11 protein-coding genes are annotated in these 11,790 nt (G+C 63.8%); 6 read left to right on the top strand and 5 right to left on the bottom strand.

The genetic code is table 11. The annotated features are described in order from the left end of the window. Positions 1 to 3 precede the first annotated feature (3 nt). From P1U55_RS08705 to P1U55_RS08690, 4 genes are all read left to right on the top strand, one after another. On the top strand, positions 4 to 981 hold the full coding sequence (locus P1U55_RS08705; RefSeq protein WP_301047162.1) for an ABC transporter permease: 978 nt from the start codon (positions 4 to 6) through the stop codon (positions 979 to 981). Next, positions 965 to 1,768, top strand: a complete 804-nt coding sequence (locus P1U55_RS08700) for a purine-nucleoside phosphorylase (protein WP_301047161.1) — start codon at positions 965 to 967, stop codon at positions 1,766 to 1,768. The genes P1U55_RS08705 and P1U55_RS08700 overlap by 17 nt, the downstream gene beginning before the upstream one ends. A gap of 77 nt (positions 1,769 to 1,845) precedes the next feature. After that, a complete protein-coding gene (locus P1U55_RS08695) occupies positions 1,846 to 2,766 on the top strand; it encodes a sulfite exporter TauE/SafE family protein (RefSeq protein ID WP_301047160.1) in 921 nt (306 codons plus the stop codon). Next, positions 2,766 to 3,506 carry a TIGR02186 family protein gene (locus P1U55_RS08690; RefSeq protein WP_301047159.1) on the top strand — a complete coding sequence of 247 codons (741 nt, stop codon included), beginning with the start codon at positions 2,766 to 2,768 and terminating at the stop codon, positions 3,504 to 3,506. The genes P1U55_RS08695 and P1U55_RS08690 overlap by 1 nt, the downstream gene beginning before the upstream one ends. Positions 3,507 to 3,632: 126 nt before the next feature. Here the strand turns inward: P1U55_RS08690 and P1U55_RS08685 are convergent, their stop codons facing one another. The 3 genes from P1U55_RS08685 to P1U55_RS08675 all read right to left on the bottom strand — a co-directional run bounded on the left by P1U55_RS08685 (position 3,633) and on the right by P1U55_RS08675 (position 7,356). Further along, positions 3,633 to 5,564, bottom strand: a complete 1,932-nt coding sequence (locus P1U55_RS08685) for a peptidoglycan -binding protein (protein WP_301047158.1) — start codon at positions 5,562 to 5,564, stop codon at positions 3,633 to 3,635. Next, the gene (locus P1U55_RS08680; protein WP_301047157.1) at positions 5,565 to 6,719 is read right to left on the bottom strand and encodes a biopolymer transporter ExbB; all 1,155 of its coding nucleotides are present in this window, start codon (positions 6,717 to 6,719) and stop codon (positions 5,565 to 5,567) included. Positions 6,720 to 6,807: 88 nt separating this feature from the next. Further along, a complete protein-coding gene (locus P1U55_RS08675) occupies positions 6,808 to 7,356 on the bottom strand; it encodes a gamma-glutamylcyclotransferase (protein ID WP_301047156.1) in 549 nt (182 codons plus the stop codon). A 100-nt stretch (positions 7,357 to 7,456) separates the two neighbouring features. Here P1U55_RS08675 and P1U55_RS08670 point away from each other — a divergent pair, with 100 nt between their 5' ends. Next, positions 7,457 to 8,470, top strand: a complete 1,014-nt coding sequence (locus P1U55_RS08670; protein WP_301047155.1) for a DUF2125 domain-containing protein — start codon at positions 7,457 to 7,459, stop codon at positions 8,468 to 8,470. A gap of 6 nt (positions 8,471 to 8,476) precedes the next feature. On the opposite strand, the gene P1U55_RS08665 is transcribed toward P1U55_RS08670, so the two are convergent. Further along, entirely contained in the window at positions 8,477 to 9,463 is a 987-nt protein-coding gene (locus P1U55_RS08665; RefSeq protein ID WP_301047154.1) for an SLAC1 anion channel family protein, read from the bottom strand. A gap of 128 nt (positions 9,464 to 9,591) precedes the next feature. On the opposite strand from P1U55_RS08665, the gene P1U55_RS08660 reads away from it, so the two are divergent. Continuing rightward, positions 9,592 to 10,035: an Rrf2 family transcriptional regulator gene (locus P1U55_RS08660; protein ID WP_301047153.1), complete on the top strand. Its 444-nt coding sequence runs from the start codon at positions 9,592 to 9,594 to the stop codon at positions 10,033 to 10,035. Between the two features lie 20 nt (positions 10,036 to 10,055). On the opposite strand, the gene sulP is transcribed toward P1U55_RS08660, so the two are convergent. Continuing rightward, on the bottom strand, positions 10,056 to 11,786 hold the full coding sequence (sulP, locus tag P1U55_RS08655; RefSeq protein WP_301047152.1) for a SulP family inorganic anion transporter: 1,731 nt from the start codon (positions 11,784 to 11,786) through the stop codon (positions 10,056 to 10,058). Between the last annotated feature and the right edge of the window lie 4 nt (positions 11,787 to 11,790).

Raw genomic sequence — 11,790 nt, 5'->3', positions numbered from 1 at the left:
GCAATGGATTTCCTGACAATCATCCAGGTGCTCGACGGCACCATCCGCCTGGCCATCCCGCTGCTTCTGGCTTGCCTTGCCGGCCTGTTCTCGGAACGGGCGGGAATTTTTGACATCGGGCTTGAGGGCAAGATGCTGATGGCGGCCTTCTTTTCTGCCGCCGTCGCCTATTCCTCGGGCAATGCGTGGATTGGCCTGCTGGCCGGGATTGCGGCCTCGATGGCGCTTTCTGCGATCCACGGGATTGCCTCGATCACCTTCCGGGGCAACCAGCTGATCTCGGGCGTGGCGATCAACTTTTTGGCCGCAGGGCTCACGGTGCTGATCGCGCAAGACTGGTTTTCTCAAGGGGGGCGCACACCGCAGCTTTCCGGGGCGGCCCGCTTTAACGCCATCGAGCTGCCCGGCGCGCTGACCCGTATCCGGGATATCCGGGATGCGGGGCCGTTCATGCAGCTCTACTCCGAGCTGATTTCAGGCCACTCGATCCTTGTGTACCTCGGCTTCCTGACCGTGCCGCTGACATGGTGGATCTTGTTCCGCACCCGCTTTGGCCTGCGCCTGCGGGCCGTGGGTGAAAGCCCAGAAGCGGTTGATACGGCTGGCGTTTCTGTTGTTGGGCTACGGTTTGCGGCGGTTGCGATTTGCGGCATTCTCTGTGGCATTGCCGGGGCATACCTCGCCACCGCAATTCAGGCGGGCTTCACCAAGGACATGACGGCAAACCGTGGCTATATTGCCCTTGCCGCCCTGATTTTTGCCAAGTGGCGGCCGTGGTATGCGCTTTATGCCTGCCTGCTGTTTGGCCTGTTCTTTGCCATCGACAACCGCTTCCAGAACATCGAGTTCTTTGGCATCGGGCTGCCGGTGCAGTTCATGCAATCGCTGCCCTATATCCTGACGGTGGTGATCCTCGCGGGCTTTGTTGGCAGGGCAATACCACCCCGTGCCGGAGGAGAACCCTATGTCAAGGAACGCTGAAGACCTCGCCGCGCAAATCCGGGTGGCTGCGGGCGCGGTGCCACCCAAAATCGGCCTCGTTCTCGGCTCTGGTCTTGGCCATTTGGCCGAGGCAGTGCAGGGCGTTGCGATTGATTACGCCGATCTTGAGAGCTTCCCCCATGCGGGTGTTTCCGGCCACAACCCGAAGCTTGTGATCGGGACGTTGGAGGGGGTGCGCGTTGCCGTTTTTGGCGGGCGGGCGCACTATTATGAAAGCGGTAACCCTGCGGCCATGCGGCTCCCGCTGGAGGTGCTCAAGGCGCTTGGGGCCGAGACCCTTTTGCTGACCAATGCGGCAGGCTCGATGCGCGCCGATATTCCGCCCGGTGCGTTAATGCTGATCTCGGATCACATCAACTTTTCCGGCCTCAACCCGCTGATCGGCGAGAAAACCGATGCGCGCTTTGTGGCGATGGGCGACGCCTATGACCCTGCCCTGCGCCACGCCCTCAAGGCCGCTGCCGAGGCAGAGAGCGAGGCGCTGGAGGAAGGCACCTACGCTTGGTATTCCGGCCCCTCCTTTGAAACGCCCGCCGAAATCCGGGCGATCCGCACGCTGGGCGCTGATGCGGTGGGCATGTCGACCGTGCCCGAGGTGATCCTTGGCCGCTTCCTGGGCCTGAAATGCGCTGCGATCTCAACGGTGACCAATATGGCCGCCGGGATGAGCGACGAAGCGATCAGCCATGAGCACACAAAAGCCATGGCCCCACTTGGCGCAGAAAAGCTTGAACGGATTCTCCGGGCCTTCTTGCGACAATATTAAGCGAGCCAGGTTAACAGGCCCTCAATTTTACGGCCGAGCACTGGACTTGGCCCTCCCTTTGCCGCAGTAGGAAAAGGATGCAGATATACCTCCCCATCGCCGAAGTATCGGTGAACGCTTTCCTTCTACTGGGGCTTGGCGGGCTGGTGGGAATCCTCTCCGGCATGTTTGGCGTGGGCGGTGGTTTCCTGATCACGCCGTTGCTGTTTTTTGTAGGGATTCCGCCTGCTGTGGCCGTGGCAACCTCGGCCAACCAGATCGTCGCCTCGTCCTTTTCGGGCGTGCTGGCGCACCTGAGGCGAAAGACCGTCGACATGCGCATGGGCGTTGTCCTGATGGTCGGGGGGTTGATCGGGGCGGCGGTTGGCGTGTATGTTTTCAATATTCTCAGGGGGTTGGGGCAGGTCGATCTGCTGGTAACGGTTTGCTATGTGGTGTTTTTGGGGATCATTGGCACGCTGATGTTTTTTGAAAGCCTGCGCGCCATTCGCCGCTCGCGCAATCCCGGCACCAAGCTGCCGCCTCGGCGCAAGCATGGCTGGGTCCACGCGCTGCCGCTGAAAATGAAGTTTCGCACCTCGGGGCTTTATATTTCGGTGATCCCGCCGATCCTTGTGGGATTTGCGGTGGGTGTGCTGGCGGCGATCATGGGGGTTGGCGGCGGGTTCATCATGGTGCCGGCGATGATCTATATCCTTGGAATGCCAACGAAAGTGGTGATCGGCACCTCGCTTTTGCAGATCATCTTTGTCACCGGGTTCACCACGCTTTTGCACGCCACAACAAACTACACCGTTGATATGGCGCTGGCGCTTTTGCTGCTGATCGGGGGCGTTCTGGGGGCGCAGATCGGGACGCGGATTGGGGTGCATTTGAAGGCCGAGCAGCTGCGGATACTGCTTGCCGGGATGGTGATGCTGGTCTGCGGGATGCTGGCGCTGGATCTGCTTTTGAAGCCCTCGGAGCTTTATTCGCTCTCGGTCTGGGGGGCGCGGTGATGCGCGGGGCGTTCGCCCTTATCGGCCTTGTTTTGCTGGCCTTTCCGGCGATGGCGCAAGAGGGCGTTGTGGCCGATTTGAGCCAATCACGGGTCGGGATCACCGCAACTTTCGATGGCTCTGAAATCCTTGTTTTTGGCGCGGTGAAAGACGCAAAATCCGAAGCGCCGCTGGGGGTGATCATATCGGTGTCCGGACCGGCGGAGCCGATCATGGTGCGAAAAAAGGCAAGGAAAGCAGGTGTTTGGGTGAATTCCGAGGCGGTGAAAGTGGCGGCGGCACCGAGCTTTTATCACGTTGTGACCACCCATCCGCTGGAAGATATGCTGACCCCGGCGCAGGATGCGCGCTATGCGCTGAGCATTCCAAAGGCGATCCGGGCGGGGGCAGAGAACACTGCGGAATTTACCGAGGCACTCATCAGAATCCGTGAGGAATCAGGGCTTTATGCGGTGCATACTGGCGAGGTAACGCTGAAGGAAAACACGCTTTTCCGGGCCCATATCGCGCTTCCGGCGAACCTGACGGAGGGGAGTTATTTGACGCGGATCTTCCTGACGCGCGACGGGCGGGTTGTTGCGCGCCAAGCGACGACGATCCATGTGAGCAAGGTGGGGCTGGAGCGCTGGATATATGCGCTGGCCCATGAAAGACCGTTTATTTACGGGGTGTTATCGCTTGCCATTGCGATTGCGGCGGGCTGGGGCGCTTCGGCAATCTTTCGGTATATCAAAGGGTGATTTGCGGCTGTTAACCGCAAAAAGACTACAGCCACAATCCATACACAACCGATGCACATCCCATGCACACGCGGTTTCGCGCGGCATGGTTAAGCTAACCGGGCGCACGGTAGCCGGGTGCGGGGCTTAACGCTCGGTCAGCTTAAGCTCGATGCGGCGGTTGCTGGCCAGAGCCTCGGGGCTGTCGCCCTCTGCGACGGGCTGGAACTCTCCAAAGCCGTTGGCGGCCAGACGGTCCGGCGCGACGCCAAGAGACTGCATGTAGCGCACCACCGAAAGGGCGCGAGCCTGCGAAAGCTCCCAATTGTCGGCATATTCGCCAAAGCCCGACAGCGGCGTGGCATCGGTGTGGCCATCGACCCGGATGATCCAATCAATCCCGGGCGGGATATCGGCGGCGAGGCGGGTCAGGAGGGCGGTGACCTTGCGCACCTCGGCCTTGCCATCATCGCTCAGGTCAGCGCGGGCGGGGGGGAAGAGGACGGAGGAGGAAAACACAAAACGGTCTCCCTCGATCTGCACGCCTTCGGTATTGCCGACGACCTCGCGCAAGCGGCCAAAGAACTCTGAGCGGTATTGCTCCAGGTCTTTTTGGGCCGCTTCGAGGCGCTGGCGCTCGGCGGCCTCCAGATCGGCGCGGCGGCGCTGCTCGGCGGCGGCGCGGGCAAGGGCGGAATTGAGCTGTGAGCCAAGGGAATCGATCTGCACCTTTGCGTCGGCGTCACGCTCGGCGGCCTCGTCGATCAGGGCTTGCAACGCGCCAAGCTGGCCGCGCAGGGCGGCGGCTTGCTCGTTGAGCAGGGCAAGGCGGCGCTGGCTTTCGGCGGCGGCGGCCTCTTTAGTGGAAAGCTCGGCATTGGCGGTGGCAAGGAGGGCGGCGCGGCGCTCGGCCTCGGTTTGCGCCGTGGTCACCGCCTGCTCAGCGGCAAGCTTCGCGGCGAGGGCGGCGGCGAGCTTTTCGCGCACCTCGGCGCTATCGCCCACATCGGCGCGCAGGGCCTCGTTTTCGGCCATGAGGCGGGCGTTGGCCTGCTGCGCCTCGGCGAGCGCGGTTTCGGCGGCTTCGGCGCGGGCTGTAAGGGCGGCAACATTGGCCTCGGCGGCGCTGCGGGAGGTGCCAAGGGCGGCGATCTCGGCCTCGGCGACGGCCAGTGCGGCAGAAAGGCGGGCGGCCTCTTCGGCGGCGGTTGCGCCTGTGGTGGCCTTGGTTTCAAGGCGCGACACATCAGCCAGGGCAACGGCGAGCCTGGCGTTGAGGTCCTCTTCGGCGGATTTGGCGGCGGCCAGCAGGGTGAGCGTGTCTTCGGCCTGCTGGCGCTGCGCCTCCAGCGCGAGGGTCATCGCCGTCAGCTCATCCTCGGCCCCCTTGAGGCGCGCGCGCAGGGCCTCGGCGGCGGCGGCTTCGGCGATGCGGGCGGCTTCCTCTTCTGACAGGTCTTGCTGAAGGGCGGTTGCGGCGGCGGCCTGTGCCTCGGTTTCGGATTGCAGATCCGCCACCAGCGCCTGAAGCGCCTCGCGGCGGGCGGCAGACAGGCGGGCGGCCTCGGTTTGGGCATCAACCTCGGTGCGGGCGGCGGCGAGGGCCTGCTCCAGCGTGGCGGCGCGGGTTTCGGTGGCGGCGAGGGTTTGCGCCAGTTCGGCCCCTTCGGCGCGGGCCGCGTTACGCTCGGCCAAAAGGCTGGCAACCTGCGCTTCAAAGCCGGTGATCCGGGTTTGCGCGTTATTCAGCGCCTCTTCCCCCGAGGCGATCTGGCCGCGCAGCGAGGCAATAAGGGCAGATTGGCGGGTGGCGTCCTGCTCGGCGGCGGTAAGATCGGCGGTGAGCCCGGCGACGCGGGCGCGCTCAAGGCCAAGGCTATCGGCCAGCGAGGCGAGTTCAACCGAAAGCGCGTTCAGCTCGCTTTCCTGCCCTGTGATGGTTTCACGCAGCATGAATTGCACGATCATGAAGATCGACAGCACGAACATCATCACCAGCAAGAGCGCTGACATCGCATCAACGAAACCCGGCCAGATGGTTGCGTTGAAGCGTTGCCCGGAGCGCCGCGCGAGGGACATTTACTGCCCCCCCGCAGCCGGGCGGGACGCATTGCGGATCACGCGGGTGAGGCCGGCGATATCATCCCGCAGGCCGGCGATGCTTTCCTGGCGACCGGCGGCAATGTCTTCCTGCAGGGCGAGAAGCTGGGTGTCGATCGAGCGCAGGCGCATCCGGGACTCGGCATCGGTGCCGGAATCCTCGGCGGTGCGGGCGAGCGCGGCCTCTTGCGCCTCGGCGATGCGGGCGAGCAGCGGCAGGCTTTCACGCTCGGCCGAAAGGGTGAGGGCGAGGCTTTCGATGGAGGTAGCGATCTGTGCCATGCGGTCCTCAAGCCCGGCGCGGGCGATATCGGACTGGATGAACATTTCGCGCATGGTTTCCATTTGCTCGGACATATGGTCGAGGATGCCGGACATCGCGGAGGGCTCGCCGCCCTCCTCCCCACCAAAGGAGACGCGGGTGATGGATGAAAGCCATTCCTCCAGCTCGCGGTAAAAGCGGTTTTGGCCGTGGCTGGCGAGGAGTTCGAGCAGGCCAACGATGAGCGAGCCTGCGAGGCCCAGAAGCGATGAGCCAAAGGCGGTGCCCATGCCGCCAAGCTGCGCCTCAAGCCCGCCCATGAGCCGGGAAAACACCTCGACCCCGCCTTCGCCCTCCTGCGGCGCGAGCGAGCGAATGGTTTCGACCACGGCGGGCACGGTGGTGGCGAGGCCATAGAAGGTGCCAAGAAGGCCAAGGAAAATCAGCAGGTTAACGAGGTAGCGCGTAATGTCGCGCAGCTCTTCGATGCGGGTCACGACAGATTCGAGGATGGAGCGGGAGGACGACGCGGGGATTTGCATCCGCCCGCGCCGGGAGCGCAGAAGGGTGGCCAGAGGGGCCAGAATGCGCGGCACCTTGGCAGAGGCCTTGCGCCCCTCGCGGGTGAAATCCTCGATCCAGCGGACCGAGCTGATGAGTTGGTAGACCTGCCAGAAGCAGGCGAAGACGCCGACCAGAAAGACCAGCCCGATCGCCCCGTTGAGCCAGAGGTTTGACAGGATGACCGGGCGGACGGTGGGCAGGATCAGGTAGCCGCCAGCGATCACCAGCAGGACCACCGCCAGCATTTGCACCACCTGGCGCACGGGTTGGGAAAAATACGGCTCGGCTTCGGCCTCTGGTCTGCTCATGCGGGGGGCTCGCCCTTCTTGCGCTGAGGGGAGGATAAGCATGGGCGCGCCAGTTGCCAATCACAAGTTGGCGCGGCGGGCAAAGCGCCTAGCCGCGCAGGCGGTTGGCCAGCCAGGTGAGATCAGCATCAGCGATGCCGATTTCGGTGAGATGGTCTGCCGTGTTGAACAGGTATTCGGTGTTGGGGCCACGCCCGCCAACGGCTGCCGATATGATCTCGGCCTGGCGTTCAAGGGTGAGGGCGCCGCAATATTGCTCATGGTCCGGGTCGATCACATAGGCCAGCGCGCGCAGCGGAGGGCGGGAATCGGCGGGCTGGAGCATGACGCCGCGCTCAAGATAGGCCGATGACACAAGCTCGCGCTCGCGCAGCGCCGCCAGAACCGGCGCCTCCTCGCCCGGTGTCACCCGCAGGGCAACGCCCTGGCAAAACGCGCCTTCGACCTCATCCAGCGCCAACACAAGGCCCGGGTCTTCAACGGTGCCGCGATGGTGGATCGACGACATGCAAAAGGCGCGGTGGTAGCCATCAAGCCGCGCCACAACGCTTTCGGCCACCGCAAAGCCGGGGTTCCACAGCAGGGAGCCGTAGCCAAAGACCCAGAGGGGATCGGGGATTTCGCTGTCAGGGATCATGCGCCTCGCCTTTTTACCATTGCCCCGGTAAACCAGATCGCGAAAAAAACCGGAAGCCCCCTGCTGCACCCGCGCCGCACCCCCGCCAAGGACCTGCCCCATGATCCGCCGTCTCATTGTGATCTGCCTCGTCGCCGCTGGCCTTTACGGCGGCTATTGGTTTGTTGGCGCGCGGGGCCTTGAAACGGCCGTGGAGCACTGGCTGGACGAGCGGCGGGACGATGGCTGGCTGGCGGAGTGGGACGAGGTGAATGTGCGCGGTTTTCCCAGCCGGTTTGATCTGACGGTAACTGCGCTTGAGCTGGCCGATCCGCGCACGGGGTGGGTTTGGACCGCGCCGTTCTTTCAAACGCTGGCGCTGAGTTACAAGCCGCACCATCTGATTGCAGTTTGGCCCGACACGCAGGTGCTGCAAACCCCGCTGGAGCGGCTGGATGTGCAAAGCGAGCGGCTGCGCGGCTCAATGGTGCTGACGCCTGACAGCGGCCTTGCGCTGCGGCGCGCCAGCTTTGAGATTGATGCGATCGAGGTGCGCTCCGATGCGGGCTGGAATGGCGCGCTGGAGCAGGCGCGGGTCGCCACGCGGGTGGTGCCCGAAGGGGCCGACGAGCCGCTGACCCACCAGATCAGCCTGAAGGCGAAGGCGTGGAAACTGCCCTCACCGCTGCTCGCCCGGCTGAACAGCGCGGATATCCTGCCCGACACGCTGGATGCGGTGGAGGCTGATATTACCGTCACCTTTTCGGCCCCCTGGGACCGTTACGCGATTGAGCGCGCAAGGCCACAGCCACGCGAGGTGACGGTGTCCCTTGCCGAGGCCCGGTGGGGGCAGTTGGAGCTGAAGCTGGCCGGGGCGTTCACCGTGGACGAGGGCGGCCAGCCGACCGGATCGTTGCTGGTGAAGGCCACGAACTGGCGCGATATCTTGCAGGTGAGCGTGGCCTCTGGGTTGATCCCCTCTGAATTTCAGGGGCCGATTGAAACGGCGCTGGGGCTGATCAGCCAGCTTGCCGGAAGCCCCAAAACGCTGGACATTCCGCTGAGTTTCAGAGGCGGGCAAACCTGGCTGGGGCCAGCACCGATAGGGCCAGCCCCGGTGATCCGGTTGCGTTAGGGTGCCCTACTCTGGCACGCAGATTTCGCCGCTCAGCAGGCCTTTCACGGTTTTGAAAGCCAACACCAGAATGATCACCGGCAGGATCGCCAGCGCCGCCGCGCCGCCCCAGAGAAAGCCCTTGATCCCCGCAAGCTCGGCGTAGCGAAAGCAGGCCAGGGCCAGCGCGGCGACCGGGAAGGACAGCGCCCAGAACGCCATGGAAAAGGGCACGCGCAGCAGTTTGCGCAGTTGCGTGAGCACAATCCCGGTAAAGAGCACAGTGGCCATGGCCAGCACGCGGCCCATGGGATCAAGCCCGCCAACCAGCGCCGAATGGGCGATGAAGCCGATCGCGGGCGGTGCGATCAGGATCACCAGCGTTGGCTGGAGCTTGGCCGGGATAGGATCATGGAAGAACAGCCGGTTCATCACCAGCGTGAGCAGCACGAAATAGAAGATCATGCCGGTGGCGTAGAAATACCAGCTAAGCTCCGCAAACCCGAGTGCGCCCCCCGCCACCGGGGCGACGATATTGCCCACCGCCGGGATGAACCACGCTGGCCCAAGCTGGCCGGGCATAAAGGCACGGTGCGAGATCCAGCTTGCGACCACCGCGAGGGTAAGCGCCGCCTGACCCGCCGCGCCGACCACCCAAAGGGGGCGCGCCAGATCGGCGTAGCCCGCCGCCCAAAGCGCGGTGGCAAAGAGCAATACCGAGATCGACATGGCCGGGAAGAAATTGATTCGCACAGGGTGATTCCACTCCCAGACGATTTGGCCGGGATAGCGCAGCGCCTTCGTCAGGTAGGTGAGCGCCACAACGGCGAAAACCACGCCGAACACCCAGAGCGAGATCACCCCCGGCAACGCCGAAAAGCCCAGCGCATCTGCGCCGCGCAGCAACGCGATGGTGAGGCCAAAGCCGCCCATAAGGACTGAAAAGAAGGAGATCGGGAAATGCGCCAACCCGTTTTCGGGCAGCGCGGAGGGGCTTTCTGCTGGGGCGGTCATTCGACAACAACTCCTGAATTTTTTGCGCGAGTAACACGCACCGGTTCCGCTAAAAGGCGATCTATGTCATGAGGTTGGACAGTGCCGGAGGAGGGCACTGCGTGATTGGTTGGGGAAGAACGGTTTAAATGCGGTTGACTGTAAAAACTATTCTGGCGGTGCGCACGCTTACTTTGTGTGCGGCACATGAGGGGGAGACTCTGCGCAAGGCACAGATCGCCGAGGCCTGTGACGCGAGCAAAGCGCATTTGGGGCTGGTGATCAATCAACTGGCGCAGACGGGCTATATCAAAACGATTCGGGGCCGGAGGGGCGGGCTGAGACTGGCGCGTCCGGCAGATGAGATCGACGTGGGGCAGGTGTTTCGTGACTTTGAGTCGGAGTTTCCGATTTCCAGCTGTTTCACCAAGCGGGCCGAAAACTGCCCCTCGGGCCCGGAGTGCGCGCTCAAGCGGATATTGGCCGCAGCGCGAGACTCGTTCTTCGCCGCGATGGATGGCATCCCCCTGAGCGATCTGGTGGATGGGAAATTTACGCTCGAAAATCTGCTGGGCGAAGACGCCCTGGTGTGAGGCCCGCCGCCGCCCCATGATCAGGCGACTGCCGCGTTGGAGGGGTGAAGCCGGGAGTAGGCATCATACTGCGACAGGAACACCTCACCCGTTAGCGCCTTGAGGAAATGGGTGCCGTGCAGGCGGTCCATCACCGGGCCTTTCACCTCCGAAAGGTGCAGCTTGATCCCCAGATCGCTGAGCCGGTGCATCAGCTCCTCAAGGCTTTCAAGCGCCGAAAGATCAATCTCGTTGACCGCCGAGCACATCAGCACAACATGCTTGAGGCCGGGGCAATCAACGGTGCGATCCAGCACATAGTCCTCAAGGAAGCGGGCGTTCGCGAAGTAGAGGCTTTGGTCGATGCGGATGGTCAGCATCGAGGTGTCGGTTTCAACCATGTGGCGGCGGATGTTGCGGAAGTGCTGGGTGCCCGGCACCAGGCCAACCTCGGCGATATGGGGCCGGGAGGTGCGGTAGAGGAAAAGCCCGATCGAGATCATCACCCCTGCCATCACCCCGGTTTCCACGCCAAAGCCGAGGGTCAGCAGGATGGTGGCCAGAACGGCGGCGAAATCGGCCTTGGAGTAGGACCAGGCGGTGCGCAGGATCGAGAAATCAACAAGGCTGAGCACGGCAACGATGATGGTGGCCGCCAGCGTTGCCTTGGGCAGGAAGTAGATCAACGGGGTGAGCGCCACGGCGGCAATGGCCAGGCCCACAGCAGTGAAGGCCCCCGCAGCGGGGGTTTCGGCCCCGGCATCAAAGTTGACGACCGAGCGGGCAAAGCCGCCGGTCACCGGGTAGCCGCCGGTGAAGGCCGCGCCGAGGTTGGCGGCCCCGAGGCCGATCAGCTCCTGGTCGGGGTCGATGCGCTGGCGCTTCTTGGCGGCGAGGGTTTGGGCCACCGAGATCGACTCGACAAAGCCGATGACCGATATCAGCAGCGCCGGCACAAAGAGCTGGCGCATGAGATCAAGCGAGAGGTCAGGCATGGTGAAGGGCGGCAGGGCCTGGGGCACGGTGCCAACGATCGCCACGCCGTGGCCCTCCAGCGAAAACACCCCGGCGGCCAGCGTGGTGGCAACAACAGCCGCCACCGGCCCGGCCTTGGTGGCGATATCGGCCATACGCGGCTTCAGGCCCACCTTGAGCAGCATCGGCTTTAGCCCCTTACGGACCCAGAACAGGAAGGCCGTTGCCGCGACGCCTATCACCAGCGTGGCATAGTTGATCCGGCCAAGTTGCAGAAACAGGTTTCCGATGATGTCCAGCAGGTTATGCCCGCCGCCCGGCACGCCCATGATATGCTTCAACTGCGAACTGGCGATCAGGAGGCCCGAAGCGGTGATAAAGCCCGCGATCACCGGGTGGGAGAGGAAATTGGCCAGAAACCCCAGCCGGAAGATGCCGAGCACCAGAAGTATGGCGCCGGACATGCCCGCAAGGGTGAGCGCGGCCACCGCGTAGCCCGCCGTGCCCTGCTGGGCCACTTCGCCCACCGCAGCCGCTGTCATCAGCGACACAACCGCCACCGGCCCCACCGCCAGCGCACGGGAGGTGCCAAAGAGCGCGTAGAGCATGATCGGCACGATTGACGCATAAAGCCCAGCCTCGGGCGGCAGCCCGGCGAGCAGCGCATAGGCGAGCGACTGCGGGATCAGCATGATCGTGACGATCACAGCGGCGATCAGATCATTCGAAAGAGCCTCGCGGCCATAGCCACGGCCCCATTCAAAGATCGGCAGGTATTTGCGCAGGAGGCGGGGCATCGGG

The organism is Vannielia sp., assembly GCF_029212645.1.
GTDB lineage: Bacteria > Pseudomonadota > Alphaproteobacteria > Rhodobacterales > Rhodobacteraceae > Vannielia.
Note: the sequence above shows the minus strand (reverse complement) of the source record. Positions and strands in the feature narration are given on the sequence as shown.

Coding starts and splice junctions, on each gene's coding strand:
- P1U55_RS08695 (WP_301047160.1), top strand. CDS start 1,846: ATGCAGATATACCTCCCCATCGCCGAAGTATCGGTGAACGCTTTCCTT.
- P1U55_RS08685 (WP_301047158.1), bottom strand. CDS start 5,564: ATGTCCCTCGCGCGGCGCTCCGGGCAACGCTTCAACGCAACCATCTGG.
- P1U55_RS08705 (WP_301047162.1), top strand. CDS start 4: ATGGATTTCCTGACAATCATCCAGGTGCTCGACGGCACCATCCGCCTG.
- P1U55_RS08690 (WP_301047159.1), top strand. CDS start 2,766: ATGCGCGGGGCGTTCGCCCTTATCGGCCTTGTTTTGCTGGCCTTTCCG.
- P1U55_RS08670 (WP_301047155.1), top strand. CDS start 7,457: ATGATCCGCCGTCTCATTGTGATCTGCCTCGTCGCCGCTGGCCTTTAC.
- P1U55_RS08665 (WP_301047154.1), bottom strand. CDS start 9,463: ATGACCGCCCCAGCAGAAAGCCCCTCCGCGCTGCCCGAAAACGGGTTG.
- P1U55_RS08700 (WP_301047161.1), top strand. CDS start 965: ATGTCAAGGAACGCTGAAGACCTCGCCGCGCAAATCCGGGTGGCTGCG.
- P1U55_RS08660 (WP_301047153.1), top strand. CDS start 9,592: ATGCGGTTGACTGTAAAAACTATTCTGGCGGTGCGCACGCTTACTTTG.
- P1U55_RS08680 (WP_301047157.1), bottom strand. CDS start 6,719: ATGAGCAGACCAGAGGCCGAAGCCGAGCCGTATTTTTCCCAACCCGTG.
- P1U55_RS08675 (WP_301047156.1), bottom strand. CDS start 7,356: ATGATCCCTGACAGCGAAATCCCCGATCCCCTCTGGGTCTTTGGCTAC.
- sulP (WP_301047152.1), bottom strand. CDS start 11,786: ATGCCCCGCCTCCTGCGCAAATACCTGCCGATCTTTGAATGGGGCCGT.